This window comes from Marinobacter sp. EVN1, assembly GCF_000475375.1.
In the GTDB taxonomy this organism is placed as follows: domain Bacteria; phylum Pseudomonadota; class Gammaproteobacteria; order Pseudomonadales; family Oleiphilaceae; genus Marinobacter; species Marinobacter nauticus.
In genome coordinates this window covers 102814-117636 of sequence record NZ_AXCB01000001.1, presented here as the reverse complement: position 1 = coordinate 117636, position 14823 = coordinate 102814, and the positions used below count along the sequence as shown (strand labels likewise).

The 14823-nt window shown below is 55.7% G+C and carries 12 protein-coding genes; 2 read left to right on the top strand and 10 right to left on the bottom strand.

Annotation, left to right across the window (positions count from 1 at the left end; all coding sequences use genetic code 11):
• The 8 genes from Q674_RS21635 to Q674_RS21600 form a co-directional block, all read right to left on the bottom strand.
• On the bottom strand, window positions 1-1107 hold a 1107-nt coding region (locus Q674_RS21635), incomplete at its 3' end, for an ATP-binding protein (RefSeq protein WP_036198799.1).
• A 32-nt stretch (window positions 1108-1139) separates the two neighbouring features.
• Window positions 1140-2237: a 3-dehydroquinate synthase gene (gene aroB, locus Q674_RS21630; RefSeq protein ID WP_023007642.1), complete on the bottom strand. Its 1098-nt coding sequence runs from the start codon at window positions 2235-2237 to the stop codon at window positions 1140-1142.
• Window positions 2206-2796 carry a shikimate kinase AroK gene (gene aroK / locus Q674_RS21625; protein WP_023007641.1) on the bottom strand — a complete coding sequence of 197 codons (591 nt, stop codon included), beginning with the start codon at window positions 2794-2796 and terminating at the stop codon, window positions 2206-2208. Before aroK ends, aroB begins: the two co-directional genes overlap by 32 nt.
• 138 nt (window positions 2797-2934) lie before the next feature.
• Complete coding sequence (pilQ, locus tag Q674_RS21620; protein WP_031209508.1) at window positions 2935-5049, bottom strand: type IV pilus secretin PilQ family protein; 2115 nt, start codon at window positions 5047-5049, stop codon at window positions 2935-2937.
• 14 nt (window positions 5050-5063) lie between these two features.
• The gene (locus Q674_RS21615; protein ID WP_023007639.1) at window positions 5064-5606 is read right to left on the bottom strand and encodes a pilus assembly protein PilP; all 543 of its coding nucleotides are present in this window, start codon (window positions 5604-5606) and stop codon (window positions 5064-5066) included.
• Between the two features lie 2 nt (window positions 5607-5608).
• The gene (locus tag Q674_RS21610) at window positions 5609-6220 is read right to left on the bottom strand and encodes a type 4a pilus biogenesis protein PilO (RefSeq protein WP_014420570.1); all 612 of its coding nucleotides are present in this window, start codon (window positions 6218-6220) and stop codon (window positions 5609-5611) included.
• Window positions 6220-6783: a PilN domain-containing protein gene (locus Q674_RS21605; RefSeq protein WP_023007638.1), complete on the bottom strand. Its 564-nt coding sequence runs from the start codon at window positions 6781-6783 to the stop codon at window positions 6220-6222. The genes Q674_RS21610 and Q674_RS21605 overlap by 1 nt, the downstream gene beginning before the upstream one ends.
• The gene (locus Q674_RS21600) at window positions 6783-7847 is read right to left on the bottom strand and encodes a pilus assembly protein PilM (RefSeq protein ID WP_031209505.1); all 1065 of its coding nucleotides are present in this window, start codon (window positions 7845-7847) and stop codon (window positions 6783-6785) included. Before Q674_RS21600 ends, Q674_RS21605 begins: the two co-directional genes overlap by 1 nt.
• Window positions 7848-8084: 237 nt before the next feature.
• Here Q674_RS21600 and Q674_RS21595 point away from each other — a divergent pair, with 237 nt between their 5' ends.
• Window positions 8085-10625: a penicillin-binding protein 1A gene (locus Q674_RS21595; RefSeq protein WP_023007636.1), complete on the top strand. Its 2541-nt coding sequence runs from the start codon at window positions 8085-8087 to the stop codon at window positions 10623-10625.
• 87 nt (window positions 10626-10712) lie between these two features.
• Here Q674_RS21595 and Q674_RS21590 read toward each other — a convergent pair whose 3' ends face one another.
• Window positions 10713-11978: a malic enzyme-like NAD(P)-binding protein gene (locus Q674_RS21590; protein WP_011784343.1), complete on the bottom strand. Its 1266-nt coding sequence runs from the start codon at window positions 11976-11978 to the stop codon at window positions 10713-10715.
• Window positions 11979-12191: 213 nt separating this feature from the next.
• Window positions 12192-12413: a 50S ribosomal protein L31 gene (gene rpmE / locus Q674_RS21585; RefSeq protein ID WP_014420566.1), complete on the bottom strand. Its 222-nt coding sequence runs from the start codon at window positions 12411-12413 to the stop codon at window positions 12192-12194.
• A 190-nt stretch (window positions 12414-12603) separates the two neighbouring features.
• On the opposite strand from rpmE, the gene Q674_RS21580 reads away from it, so the two are divergent.
• The gene (locus tag Q674_RS21580) at window positions 12604-14820 is read left to right on the top strand and encodes a primosomal protein N' (RefSeq protein ID WP_051993019.1); all 2217 of its coding nucleotides are present in this window, start codon (window positions 12604-12606) and stop codon (window positions 14818-14820) included.
• Window positions 14821-14823: the final 3 nt, after the last annotated feature.

The window sequence follows — 14823 nt, the reverse complement described above, 5'->3', positions numbered from 1 at the left end:
TGGCTCTGGCTCTGGCTCTGGGACAAGCTCTGTTTCAGGCGGGGCCTGTGTCAATTCCTCAGCCGCATTGTTCTCGCCCGGAACGACAGGCTCATCCTGGCGCGCAGGTGCAATCAAAGGCGCTATTTCCGGCTCAGGCTCCTCAGTACCCGGACCAATGGTAATGCTCTTACGGACTGGCTCAGGCTCAACCTCGGCGTCAGCCTGTCGCTGAACCGTGCTCTCGTATTGCTGGGAAACAAACCACCAGGATGCCGCCAGCAATAGCAGCCCCAGCGCAGGCCACCGCAAATGCGCAACCGTAAAACCAGCTTTCGAGGAGGACGTTGCCGACGACGGAACCATGTCCAGCCAAACACCCGGCGCAACACGCTTGAGTCGACCAAAGCTACCCTGACTCAACACCTCAAGCTTTTTCAACCGAGAGGCCGACAGCAGCTCAGACTGAGAACCACCCGCCCTGTGAACCCTGGGCTCGAGATAAGCCTTGATGTCTTCGCGGCTTAACGGAGGCAGGTTCAGGTGATGCGCATAGGCGGAATCCGGACGATCTTCCAACTGGCTCCAGACCTGCTCGGTGCCGGCCATAATCGGAACGGCAGAAACAGACCGTTCTGATGCCACAAAGCCTGCTACCAGAAGATTCAGAACATCCGACTCAACCCGGTCTGCATCGTCAATCAGCAGCACTTGCCGGTGACCTCGGCGGAGGCCGGATTCGGACCAGCGAAAATAACGATAAACCGCCTCTCTGGGCTCAGAGTCTACCGGTATCCCGGATTTCGCCAGCTGTTTCAGGTAACGCGCGAGGGCCTGGCGGCTGGTAAGCGCCGATGCGGGAATTCGATGAAAATCAAGCCTTGAGGACTCGCTGCGCACCAACTCTGCCAACACCCGGGTCTTACCGGCCCCCGGCGCACCGGTCAGCACCAGCACCATATCCCCGAACCCACAAAGATGGCGCAACGTCTCCAAAGCATGCTGACGCATGGCATCCGGGAAAAACGGCGTTTCCATCTCGAGAGGATTGTCTCGAAGACCGTATCGCTGCTGGAGCCGGGGGAAAAGCCCCCCTCCGTCGGTACTGTTCAAGGATTCTTGAGTCACACGCCGTCCCTGTTTCTGAAACTCAGAGCCCATCAGCCTGCCTGCGGCAGGAATGCCCTCAAGGTATCACGGATGTTGTCAGCGGAGGCATTCTCGGCGATAAAGGCGTCACCTATTGCTTTCAGGAGAACCAACCGTAGCCGACCATCCACATTCTTCTTGTCCACGGACATCAGATTCATGAAGTCCTCTGATGTCATGCCGCTCGGCGCCCACTCAGGCAAACGAGCGCGCCGAATCAGAGCAACCGCCCGGGCCCGATCATCCGCCGAGATCAGCCCCTCTCTCACTGAGAGATCGGCTGCCATCATCATACCCGTGCCCACGGCTTCACCGTGCAACCAGTTGCCGTAGCCAGCAAAGGTTTCAATGGCATGACCAAAGGTATGACCAAGATTGAGAATTGCACGCAACCCGCCCTCTCGCTCGTCAAGCGCAACAACTTCCGCCTTACAGACACAGGAACGATAGATGGCCCCACCTAATGCCTCAGCATCAAGGCGTAACAGGCTTTCCATCGAATCCTCAAGCCAGGCCAGGAAAGACTCATCCCGAATCAGACCATATTTGATCACCTCTGCGAGACCAGCAGACACCTCCCTCGCCGGCAGTGTTTGCAAGCTGTCGGTATCGATCAGCACTGCCTGGGGCTGATGGAAAGCACCGATCATGTTCTTGCCAAGCGGGTGATTTATCCCGGTTTTCCCCCCAACAGAAGAGTCCACTTGAGAGAGCAGCGTGGTTGGAACCTGAATGAAGGGAACGCCGCGCTGGTAACAGGCCGCCGCGAAACCCGCCATATCGCCCACAACACCGCCGCCCAGGGCAACGAGTGTCGTTTTGCGGGTATGTCGTTTTTCCAGAAGCGCGTCGAAAATGAGGTTGAGCGTCTGCCAATCCTTGAACTGTTCTCCATCGGGCAAGGTCACTACGTCAATGACCTTGCCGGGAAAACAGCCTTTAACCTTGTCAAGATACAGGGGGCCAACGGTGTCGTTAGTTACGATCATGACCTGCTGGCCCGCCACCCAGGGTGTCAGGTCAAACGAGCCCAGCAACCCCTGCCCGATAATGATCGGATAGCTGCGCTCCCCGAGCTCAACCTTCAGCTCTCGAAGTACCTTGTGCATTATGCCTGCCCTCTTTCCGCCGCTGTCTTCTGTGGCGGGGCGTTTTAGGATTGATTCGGTTCACCAGTTGCCGAACCACAAGACGGGGGCTTTTACGATCGGTAAACATAACGATATCCGCCAACTCGGTATAGAGCGGGTCCCGAATCGCAAACAGCCTGCGCAACACGCCTTCCGGATCGTCGTTCTGCAACAACGGTCGGTTCCTGTCCTTACGTGTGCGCTCAACCTGTTGGTCTATAGACGTTTTGAGGTAAACCACCACAGCGTTCTTTTTCAGCAATCCGTGATTTTCAGCACGCATGACGGCACCACCCCCTGTCGCCAGCACCGTGCCCACCTCATTGGACAACTCGTCAAGCATTGAGGTTTCACGCTGACGAAAACCGTCCTCACCTTCAACATCGAAGATCCAGGGAATATTGGCACCACATCGCTCTTCGATAATCCGGTCCGAGTCCAGGAATCGATAGCCGAGCTCCTTGGCCAGCAACCGGCCAATAGTGCTTTTTCCAGCCCCCATGGGCCCAACCAGAACAACACGTTTGGGCAAAGACATAATTTCCGCTCAACAGGTTTCAGGCGGGTGAGAATAGCACAAGGACCGGCAATCCATAAGCGGCTCGGTATCGGGCAACAGGCCCGGAACAAAAAAACCGCCGGAGTTACCCGGCGGTTTTTTTTACTTACACCAATCTTACTGCAAGATATCGTTCTTGATGATCTTCGGCGTAATAAAGATCAACAGCTCGCTGCGCTCATCAACATGCTCGGTGCGTTTGAACAGGCGCCCGAGATAGGGGATGTCACCCAGGAACGGAGTTTTTGTGGTCTGAGTGGCAACTTCAGACTGGAAAATACCACCCAGTACAACCGTCTCGCCGTTAGCAACCAATACTTGTGTTGTCACTTCATTAGTATTGATCGAAGGGATACCTGCGGTTACTTCGCCCCGGGAATCCTGGTTGACCACGAGATCCATAATGATTTTGTCATCGGGCGTAATCTGCGGGGTCACCTCAAGAGAAAGCACCGCTTCCTTGAACGATACAGAAGTCGCACCACTGGAAGACGCTTCCTGATAAGGGATCTCTTCACCAGATTTGATCGACGCGCTCTGGCGATCTGCAGTCACCACTCTGGGCTGGGACACCACTTCCGCACGACCATCACTTTCAAGCGCTGACAACTCGAGATCGACGAGGAAATCATCGCTACCCCAACCAATCGCAAAAGATGAGGCTCCCTCGCCACTCACACCGAGATCTACACCCAATGCTCCCGGGAAGGAAATGGTGTTGCTTCCACCGCTTGCCGCATCCCGAGCCTCTTGCAGAGTACCGAGAGACCCGCCAACCGTGACAACATCATCACCGTCTACGTTATACGCCGCGCCACCCCAACGAACGCCAAGATCTTCAGCCACGTTGGTTTGAGCCCTGACGATTCTCGCTTCAATAGAAACCTGACGGACAGGAACGTCCCATGTCGATACCAGTCGACGGATTTCATCGAGCTTCTCAGCAGTTTCCCGGACACTGATTGTGTTGGTACGGGCATCAGATGAAACAAAGCCTCTGGAAGAAATGAGCTCTTCGTCCGCCTGGATCAGCTCAACAATGTCAGCCGCCTTGGCGTAATTCACCTGAATAATATCCAACCGAACCGGAGCCAACTCCGCAATTTGCTTGTTGGTCTCGAGCTCAAGCTTTTCCCTGGCCGCAATTTCTTCGGCAGGCGCGACCAACAGAACGTTGCCGATCTGACGCTTATCCAGGCCTTTGGTCTTCAAGATCAGATCCAGCGCCTGATCCCATGGCACGTTCTGCAGTCGCAGAGTGATGCTTCCACCCACTGTGTCACTGGCGACCAGGTTAAGCCCGGTAAAATCAGCAATCAGCTGAAGCACCGAACGCACTTCAATGTCCTGGAAATTCAGGGAAAGCTTGTCACCGGTGTATGGGAATTTCTCCTCACGGCGTGCCTCGGCCTCTTCACGCGAGAGCTCTTCAATGCTTACGGTAAACTCACGACCTGACTGATAGGCAATATAGTCATATTCACCCTGTGGTCTGATCTCGACTACCGCACTGCCATCTTCCACAAAAGTATCGATGCGAGTAACCGGTGTCGCAAAATCGGTGACATCCAGCCGACGTCTCAGATCGGCAGGAACCTGAAGGTCAGGCATGGTCAAACGGATACGGCCGCCCAGCTCGTTCAGATTAACGGTCGCCGTGCTGCTACCCAGATCGACGATCACCCGACCTTCGCCCTCTTTACCACGACGGAAATCAACACCGGCCAACGCATTCGACGATGCAGGAGAAGCCGTTGTCGTAAGCTGTGCCGGCTGAGAAGAGGTGGAGGCGACGGCGTCAGACTCACCACCAATGGTCATTACCAGAGAGTTGCTGGTACGCACGGTATCGTGAGGCACCAATTCAACCAGGTTAAAGATCAGCCGGGTGCGATCCTTGGTTTCGACCACGGTAACGCTCTGAGCATTACCGGTACCCAGCGGGATACTGCGCTGGTTCAAGGCGCTGGTGGTGTCTTTAAGATCCACCGCAATCCGGGCAGGCCGCTCTATGGTGTAGCCCGAAGGCTCCGGCGGCGTGCCATCAAACTGCATGGTGACTTCCAGCCGCTCCCCTGGCAGCGACGAAAAAGACAAGTCCTGCAGCGTGACCGCGCTGGCCAGGCCGCTCCATAACCCGATGGCAATCACGCCTACGCAGACATTGAGTTTTTTGAACATCGCTAGCCTCGACCCTAAACCTGTTTGTTCGTGCATGTTTCTTGAATTCATACCGTTACCGCTCCTCAGCCTTCATCCAAAGACAGGGAGCGCGGGCGTTCTACCCATCCACCCCGGCCATTCGGAACGATTTCAATTAGCTCAATGCGGGTTTCACTGACACCCACAATACGGCCATAGTTCTGCCCCATATAATTGCCGGTGCGAACACGGTGAATGCCACCCATATCATCTCGCACCAACGCGAACAGATTGCCCTCAACCCCTTGAAGCGTGCCCACCATGGTCAACGACTTCAGATCAAAGTTCTCAAGCACCTCGCGCGGCCGATCCAGATCCGGCTCTACGTCACTGACCGGTTGCTCATCAACCATCGTAAGTTGGACATCCACCGGCGGCTCAAAAGGTGCGCGACGGTCAGCCGCCGAGTAACTGAAAGCCTCATAGGCTTTAAACTCCGGCAAAGGCTCCACGTGCCCACGAGGCTTGGCCCGGGTATCTGCCATGAACTTGTCGAGATCCGAAAAACCGTTTCCCTGGGAACAAGCCGTCAGCAAAGACGCCAGACACACACCCAGCCAGGCCTTTCCCGCATGCTTTCCTGTCATGCTCATTCTCCAGCCCGGTAGCGGTAAGTACGTGCAACCACCTGCATATCAAGCTGGTCTCCGTCTCCGCCAATTGGTTTGATGGTTAAATCGTGCAGCGTCACGATACGCGGCAGGCTCGCCACGCTGCTCACGAAGGAAGCCAGCTCATGATACGAACCTGACACCCGAATATTAATGGGAAGCTCCGAATAGAAGTCTCGCTGCTGCTCCGGCTGAAGCTTGACTTCCTGCAACGCCAAACCACTCCCTAACGCCGTATTGGTAATATCTTCCAACAGGCCGGGCACCTCGGTTTCACTGGGCAACTGACGCACCAGGGCTCCAAAGGTTTCTTCCATTTCTTCCATCTGGGCCTTGAACACATCCAGGTTCGCCACCTGATAGGCCTTCTGCTCGTAGCGCTGCTTGAGCTCCTGCTCTTTTCGTTCCACCTGATCGAGCTGAGCATACTGATCTTTGACAAAGAACCAGTAACCGCCACCCAGTATCAGGCCGAAGACAATTAGCACCACAATGGCCTTGACCGGAGCCGGCCAGATGCCGGCATTGTTGATATCCAGATCATTGATATCGAATTCATTAAGACTTTTCAGAGAGTCCGCGAGGCTCATCAGTTATCCTCCCCTTCGGGCTCAGGCGTCCGTTGCCGGACGGAGAGATTGAACTGGCTGTATCCGGACCGGGCGCTGTCTGCTGCAGCCACATTGGTCAGATTGGGATTAGCAAACCATTCAGAATCCTCGAACTGACGCATCAGGTTCGAAATTCGGCTGTTTGACTCGGCCATACCCACGATATCGAGTCGCTCACCGGCTTTCTTGAGATCGGTGTAGTAAAGCCCATCCGGGAGAGTCCTCACCAATTCATCGAACACCCGCACAATCACCGGCCGCTTACCCTGAAGATCCTGAATCACCTGCATGCGTGCCAGCAATTCATCGCGCTGACGCTTGAGGTTTTCAATCTCCTTGATCTGCTTGTCCAGCTCTTTGGTTGCAGTCTCAATATAGGCATTACGGGATTGCTGATAGGCAATCCGGCTGTCCATATCCGACTTCCAGAGGAAAGCCAGGCCACCCGCGATAATCACGGCGCCCAGTATCATCACAACAAACTGTTTCTGCTTCTCGGCGCGAAGCTCTTCCCGCCAGGGTCTGAGGTTAATCTTTGCCATCAGTCGAAACTCCTCATTGCCAGACCGCAGGCAATCATCAACGAGGGGGCATCATTGCTTAGCGCAGAGGCGTTAACCCGGGAGCCCACCGCCATATTGGCAAACGGATTGGCCACCAGGGTTGGCGTTCCAGTTTTCTCTTCCACCATTTCCGTGAGCCCCTGAATCGACGCTGTTCCTCCGGCAAGCACCACGTAATCCACCGCGTTGTACTGACTCGCGCCGAAGAAAAACTGCAGCGCCCGCGCCACTTGCTGAACAACCGCTTCCCGGAACGGGGTCAGGACTTCCTCGTTGTAGTCGTCTGGCAAACCACCCTGCTTCTTGGCCAGACCAGCTTCTTCGAGCGACAACCCGTAACGACGCTGAATTTCTTCAGTCAGCTGTTTTCCGCCAAAGATCTGCTCGCGGGTATAGACCGTCTTACCCTCTGCCAGCACACTCAGGGTTGTCATGGTTGCACCGATATCAACGATGGCAACCACCAACTCTTCTCCCTGGGAGTCAAGCTGAGGCTCAATAAGGCTGTAGGCTCGCTCCAGGGCGTAGGCTTCCACATCGACTATCTTGGTTGTCAGTCCTGCAATTTCCAGGGCATCTTCTCGGATATCGACGTTTTCCTTACGGCAGGCCGCCAGCAGTACATCCACCTGATCCGGGTTGGATTCGGACGGACCCTGGACTTCGAAATCGATCGCCACTTCATCGAGGGGGTAAGGAATGTACTGATCGGCTTCCAGCGCAATCTGGTCTTCCATCTCAAACTCGTTGAGACCACCATCCATCTGGATAACCTTGGTGATCACCGCCGAGCCGGAAACAGCAACGGCTACCTGTTTCACACTGGTACGTGATTTGGACGCGACACGCTTGAGCACTTCCCCAACCGCTTCAACGTCTGTGATGTTTTTTTCAACAACTGCATTGGCCGGCAACGGCTCTACCGCATAGCTCTCGACCTTGTATCGATCGCCATGTTTTGACAGCTCTAGCAGCTTGACCGAACTGGAGCTTATATCCACTCCAAGGACGGCACTGGATTTTTTTCCTGGTAATCCGAACACGCGCTCACCCTATACCTGGTTAAATGCACCCGGCGTTGGAACCCCTGAACCACTCCCTGTTAAGGCGATCATTTCAGAGGCGTTCTATGTGTTTTTTATGTAAGAGAATTTCTTATTTATTCCGTCTACAATGCAATCTCTCGAATTTCGGGAGACATTGCAGACGGCGAGGCGACCGAACCTTCCTAAAGCAATTTCTCAAATAATAGACCTATATCCAACAGTTGTCAGAAAAAAATGTCTCATTTGTTGCGTACATCTCGCGTTTTTGCCTGGTTCTTTCTTACCGGCCTGAGTGTCGCCATTATTATTTCCTCAAGCCTGTATCTTTATCTTCGGCCCAATCTGCCACCGGTCGAGCAATTGCTGGATGTCCGGCTGCAGACGCCTTTACGGGTGTATAGCAAAGACAACAGATTAATAGCAGAATTCGGTGAAAAGAGAAGGGCACCGATCACAATAGAACAGATCCCTACAATTCAGTTACAAGCCTTCCTGGCGGCGGAAGACGCGCGTTTTTACGAGCATTTCGGAGTCGACATTAAAGGCCTGACGCGGGCTGCAGTGGAACTGATCACCACCGGAGAAATCCAGTCTGGCGGCAGCACCATCACCATGCAGGTTGCAAAAAATTACTTTTTGTCACGCGACCGAACCTTCATCCGAAAGTTCAACGAGATACTGCTGGCTCTTCAGATTGAACGTGAACTGGATAAAAACAGGATTCTTGAGCTCTATCTGAACAAGATCTACCTCGGCAACCGGGCCTATGGAATCGCCGCTGCCGCCCAGGTTTACTACGACAAACCGGTGACAGAACTGTCACTGGCCCAGATGGCAATGTTGGCCGGCCTCCCCAAAGCGCCCTCTGCCTACAACCCCCTGGCAAATCCCGAGCGAGCCCTGATTCGCCGCAACTGGATACTCGGCAGAATGAAAGACCTTGGCTACATCACCGAAGACGCCTGGTCTCTGGCCACCAAAGCACCCCTGACCGCCAGCTATAACACCCGGGATGCCGAAGTGGACGCCGACTACGTGGCCGAAATGGCCCGGGCAGAAATGGTTCGCCGCTACGGGGAGAATGCCTACACCGACGGTTACAGCGTGACCCTGACGGTCGACAGCACCAAGCAACAAACTGCCACCGAGGCATTGAGAGCAGGCCTCGAAGCCTATGACCGCCGGCACGGATTCCGGGGCCCCATCGGACAGTTTGATATTGAAGGGCTGACACCGGCCGAACTCTCAAACCAGATGCAGAACTACCCGCGAGTTGAAGCACTGGTACCAGCCGTTGTGACATCCATAGATGACGAAAAAGATGAAGTGAGAGTGCACGCACGGCGCCTGGGCCCGGGCGTTATGCCATTTGACACCATGACCTGGGCACGCCGATTCCGCACCGAGAGCATTACCGGGCCCGAACCACAGAATCCTTCCGAGGTGGTCAGCCCCGGAGACGTCATCTATGTAAAAGTTGACCAACTGCCACAGATTAAAGACTCTGAGGCAGAACCTGGCAGCGAGAACGCATCCACGCAGGCTGTCACCGAACTGCAGGTTTCCCTGGCGCAGGCACCCAGAATCGAGGGCGCACTTATCTCTCTCGAGGCCAAAACCGGCGCCATTGAAGCTTTGGCGGGAGGCTACAGCTTTAACCAGAGCAAGTACAATCGCGCCACCCAGGCCAGCCGCCAACCAGGCTCAACGTTCAAGCCATTCCTGTACCTTTCCGCTCTGGAAAACGGTCGAACACCGGCGACCATCTACAACGACGCCCCGATTGTATTCGAAGACTCCGAACTTGAAACCGCATGGCGACCACAGAACTCATCAGGCCAGTTCTACGGACCAACCACATTGCGTGAAGGCCTTTACCGATCCCGTAACCTGGTTTCCATCCGCCTGCTGAGAGACCTTGGCATAAACACCACCCTCAGCTATCTGGAGCAACTCAAACTCCCGACTGAAAATATGCCCTCTAACCTCTCACTCTCTCTGGGCAGCGGTCTGCTGACACCCATGGAGCTGGCAAGAGGCTTTGCGGTGATAGCCAATGGCGGTTACGACGTACAGCCTTACCTGATTGAGCGAATCGAGGAATGGGACGGCACCGTGGTCTATGAAGCCCCGGACACCCTATTGTGCGATGAGGATTGCGAAGCTTCATCCGCACCGACAGTCGATACCCAACAGGAAAATCCGGAGCAACCGCCCGAGATTGAGGGAATGGCATTACCCGCCTCAGAAGCCGAGGAAAACGCCAACGAACCACGGATCATGCAACGCCTGGCCGACGAACGATCAATCTACATCATGCACTCCATGATGCAGGACGTGGTTCGCCGGGGAACGGGACGTCGCGCCCTGGCCCTGAATCGCAGCGACATTGCCGGCAAGACGGGCACCACCAACGAGCAGAAAGACACCTGGTTCGCGGGCTTCAACCACGATATCGCAACTACCGTCTGGGTCGGATTTGACCAACCCTCGCCCCTGGGTCGCGGCGAGTATGGCGCCAGTACCGCACTGCCGATATGGGTCGACTATATGAAAGTAGCACTGGCAGACCAGCCAGCAGCCACCATGCCCAGGCCCAATGGCATCGTGAATATCCGGATCAACCCGGAAACCGGAGAAAGAGCCCGGCCCGGCGAAGAAGCCGTGTTCGAAATATTCAAGGAAGAAGACGCACCCTCGCCTCTGCCAGCGGAGAGTATCGGAGGGAACGGCGACAACGGTAACGGGGACGACCTGTCACGGCAGATCTTCTGATCTGTCGCAGCACCACCCCAAGCAGGACGCACAAAAAAACCGGCGGGATCTCCGCCGGTTTTTTTTTGAAGCCAGACTACATCCCGATCAGATGATGTCGTCCATAGACTTCAGCGGGTAATGCGCAGGGTACGGATTGCGCGCAACACCGGAATCTACCGCAGCACGGGCCACGGCGGCCGGCACCACTTCCAGCAGACGAACATCCATCGGCTTTGGAATGATGTATTCCTTACCGAATTCGAACGAATCAACACCGTAGGCTTCACAGATTTCCTGCGGCACCGGCTCTTTGGCCAGTTCACGGATTGCGTTAACCGCGGCAACCTTCATTTCCTCGTTGATAGCGGTTGCACGTACATCCAGTGCACCACGGAAAATGAACGGGAAGCCAAGCACGTTGTTCACCTGGTTCGGATAGTCAGAGCGACCTGTCGCCATGATCAGATCATCACGGGTAGCCAGGGCCACTTCCGGGCTGATTTCCGGATCCGGATTGGAACAGGCAAACACCACCGGGTTCGGTGCCATTTTCGCCAATTGCTCGGCAGACAGAAGGTCCGGGCCAGACAGACCCAGGAACACGTCGGCACCGTCGATGGCGTCGTCCAGAGTACGCCTGTCGGTATCGTTGGCGAACATCGCCTTGTACTGGTTCAGATCATCACGACCAGAGTGGATCACACCCTTACGGTCGAGCATGAAGATGTTCTCAGAGCGCATACCGCAGCTGATCAGCAACTTCATGCAGGCAATGGCGGCCGCACCGGCGCCCAGACATACCACCTTTGCCTCTTCAATTTTCTTGCCCTGCAGCTCAAGAGCATTGATCATGCCGGCCGCAGTTACAATAGCGGTACCGTGCTGGTCATCGTGAAAGATGGGCACGTTACACTTTTCAATCAGCGCACGCTCAATCTCGAAGCACTCCGGTGCTTTGATGTCCTCGAGGTTGATACCACCGAAGGTATCGGCGATGCGCTCAACAGTTTCAATAAACGCTTGCGGGCTTTCGGAATTAACCTCGATGTCGAAGACGTCAATTCCGGCAAAGCGCTTGAACAGTACGCCCTTGCCTTCCATAACCGGCTTGCTCGCCAGAGGGCCGAGATTACCCAGACCCAGGATAGCGGTACCGTCAGAAATCACGGCAACCAGGTTACCCTTGGCTGTGTATTTGTAAGCGTTCTCGGGGTCCTTCGCGATCTCGCGGACCGGTTCGGCAACCCCGGGGCTGTACGCCAGGGAGAGGTCGCGGGAAGTCTGGGTCGGCTTCGTGATTTCAACACTCAGCTTACCCGGCCGCGGTTTGGCGTGATATTCAAGGGCTGCTTCTTTCAGATCTTGAGACATTGCCACTGTTCCGTTTGTCACGTTTAAAGGTAAATCCCGCTGGAGCTCGCCCAACGGAGCGCGCCATTATGGCGCGCCCGACCCAAAACGACAAGCCGAAATCGAATATTTTATGAACAGTCAATAGTGCATTTTGCGTATATAGCAAACTTTATTTTTCATTGGCGCACAAAAAAAGCGCCCAAAGGCGCTTTTTCAACATCCCGGCGCGGATCAGTCTTTCTTGCCACCGATACGGCTGCCGAAACGCTTCTGGAAGCGATCGATACGACCACCGGTGTCCATAACCTTCTGCTTGCCGGTGTAGAACGGGTGGCACTGGGAGCATACGTCCAGCTGCAGATCGTGACCGATGGTGGAACGGGTTTTGATCACATTACCGCAGGAACAGGTAGCGGTGATGTCTTCGTACTTCGGGTGAATACCTTCTTTCATGGCGAACCTCGTTAGGTCATGCCGCTACCTGATCACGGGGCATTTTGGCTGCCCAGGTGCCAGGCACCGCATGTTTGAATCAATTGAAAAGACCGTGCACAATCAAGCCCGGCCAGAAACAGACCGCGAATCTTACTGACAAACCCGACCACAGGCAAGTATCTTGGCCATCCGGAACAGTCCGGATACCATGCAACCAGCCTACTTTTGCCCGCTTTCAGGATACGCAGTTACCGTGACACGGCCCTCAACCGCTCGCATCGCCCTGAATCGCCCGCTCCGGCGACTCTTTGATTACCGAATCCCGGAGACCATGACAGTCTCACCCGGGCAACGCGTGAAAGTACCCTTTGGCAGGCAAACCCTGACCGGCCTTGTGGTGGAAACCGGCGTGACACCACCAGACGGCATTACCCTCAAGCCGATCCTGGAAGTGCTGGAGCCGTGGCTTGCCTTACCCACAGCCACCTTCCAACTCCTTAGCTGGGCGAGCGACTACTATCAGCACCCCTTGGGTGAGTGCCTGTTCACCGCTCTGCCTCCCGCATTACGCCGAGGCCGGCCGTCACAGCAGAAACAGGATGAACACTGGCAAGGCACCCAAAACATCGCCCCACTGCCGGCCAACGCCCATCGACAGAAAGCCTTGCTGGAAGCCATCCAGCGCGCCCCCGGCATATCGACCGGCGAACTGGTTAAAGCCGGCTTCAACCGCCCTCAGATCAAAAGCCTTCACGATAAAGGCCTTATCGAACTGAGCGATCCACAGCATCCGACTTCCAGCGAAAGCATCGCCACAGTAGACGGCCCCAGACTCTCACCCGCGCAACTGGCAGCGGCCAAAGAATTACCACAGGTTACAGATCGCTTCAGTGCCACACTTCTTTATGGCATCACCGGGAGCGGCAAGACCGAGCTCTATCTTCATTACCTGACACAAAAACTGCGGGACGACCAACAGGCTCTGGTACTGGTTCCCGAAATCAACCTCACGCCCCAGACCCTCGAGCGCTTCCGGCGTTACTTCGGCAACCGGATTGTGGCCTGGCACTCGGCCCTGAACGACAGCGAACGCCTGGCTACCTGGCTGAGAATCCGACATGGGGAACCGGTTATTCTGATCGGCACCCGCTCCGCCGTCTTGCTGCCGTTCACGAACCTTCGCGCCATTGTTGTGGACGAAGAACATGACAACTCCTACAAGCAGGGCGAAGGGTTTCGCTACTCGGGGCGGGACGTTGCCGTCTATCGGGCTCACCTGAATCAATGCCCCGTCATCCTGGGCTCAGCAACGCCTTCGCTGGAATCCTGGCACAACGCCAGGCAAGGCAAATACCACCTTATCCGCCTGGAACAACGGGCTGGCAATGCCTCACCTCCGGAAGTGGAGCTGCTCGACATCCGCAGCCGCCCTCTGGAAGCCGGCCTCTCGCGCCCCACCCTGAACGCTATAAAGGAAACACTGGCACGAGGTGAGCAGGCACTGGTATTTGTGAACCGGCGGGGATTCGCCCCCATCATGATGTGCTTCGATTGTGGCCACATGGAGGAATGCCCGCGCTGCGATACCCGACTGACATACCATCGCCGGGACAGAGCCATGCGTTGCCATCACTGCGACTTCCAGATGGCCGCAAGCCACAGCTGCCCCAAATGCCGGAGTGAAAATTTCAAACCCGTAGGCCAGGGCACAGAGCGCACCGAAGAAACCCTGGCCGAACAGTTTCCGGACACCCCCATTGTACGGGTAGACAGGGACAGCACCCAGCGCAAAGGGAGTATCCAGAATATACTGGCTCAGGTTAACAGCGGTGCGCCCTGCATACTGGTGGGCACCCAGATGCTCGCCAAGGGCCATGACTTTCCCAACGTGACCCTGGTTGCCGTCGTCAACGCCGATGGTGGCCTGTTCAGTGTCGATTTTCGGGCGCCGGAACAGATGGTGCAGACACTTTTGCAAGTGAGCGGCCGCGCTGGCCGGGGCGAAAAACCCGGCAAAGTGCTTATCCAGACCTGCCACAGCGACCACCCGCTGCTGAAATCGCTCTGCCAGGGTAATTATGCCGCTCTGGCAGACCAACTTCTGACTGAACGCCAAACCGGCGCCCTGCCACCATTCCGCGCCATGGCCATACTCCGCGCGGAAGCCGACACCATGCAGGCAAGCCTGCAACTGCTGGACACCATTAAACCCATGACGGCAGTGAGCGGCATAGAAACTTGGGGGCCGCTACCGGCGGTAATTGCACGTAAAGCCGACCGGCACCGGGCGCAACTGATACTGGTCAGCGATAGCCGGCGCCGACTCAACCACTTGCTTAGTCACCTTTGTCAGCACCTGGATCAGAGCAAGCTGCCGGCAAGCACTAAATGGATTGTGGATGTGGATCCTCAGGAGACCGGGTAATAC

Excerpts from the sequence above, each read along its gene's own strand:
- aroB (WP_023007642.1), bottom strand. The coding sequence starts at position 2,237 with ATGCACAAGGTACTTCGAGAGCTGAAGGTTGAGCTCGGGGAGCGCAGC.
- aroK (WP_023007641.1), bottom strand. The coding sequence starts at position 2,796 with ATGTCTTTGCCCAAACGTGTTGTTCTGGTTGGGCCCATGGGGGCTGGA.
- pilQ (WP_031209508.1), bottom strand. The coding sequence starts at position 5,049 with ATGAATTCAAGAAACATGCACGAACAAACAGGTTTAGGGTCGAGGCTA.
- Q674_RS21615 (WP_023007639.1), bottom strand. The coding sequence starts at position 5,606 with ATGACAGGAAAGCATGCGGGAAAGGCCTGGCTGGGTGTGTGTCTGGCG.
- Q674_RS21610 (WP_014420570.1), bottom strand. The coding sequence starts at position 6,220 with ATGAGCCTCGCGGACTCTCTGAAAAGTCTTAATGAATTCGATATCAAT.
- Q674_RS21605 (WP_023007638.1), bottom strand. The coding sequence starts at position 6,783 with ATGGCAAAGATTAACCTCAGACCCTGGCGGGAAGAGCTTCGCGCCGAG.
- Q674_RS21595 (WP_023007636.1), top strand. The coding sequence starts at position 8,085 with ATGTCTCATTTGTTGCGTACATCTCGCGTTTTTGCCTGGTTCTTTCTT.
- Q674_RS21590 (WP_011784343.1), bottom strand. The coding sequence starts at position 11,978 with ATGTCTCAAGATCTGAAAGAAGCAGCCCTTGAATATCACGCCAAACCG.
- rpmE (WP_014420566.1), bottom strand. The coding sequence starts at position 12,413 with ATGAAAGAAGGTATTCACCCGAAGTACGAAGACATCACCGCTACCTGT.
- Q674_RS21580 (WP_051993019.1), top strand. The coding sequence starts at position 12,604 with ATGCAACCAGCCTACTTTTGCCCGCTTTCAGGATACGCAGTTACCGTG.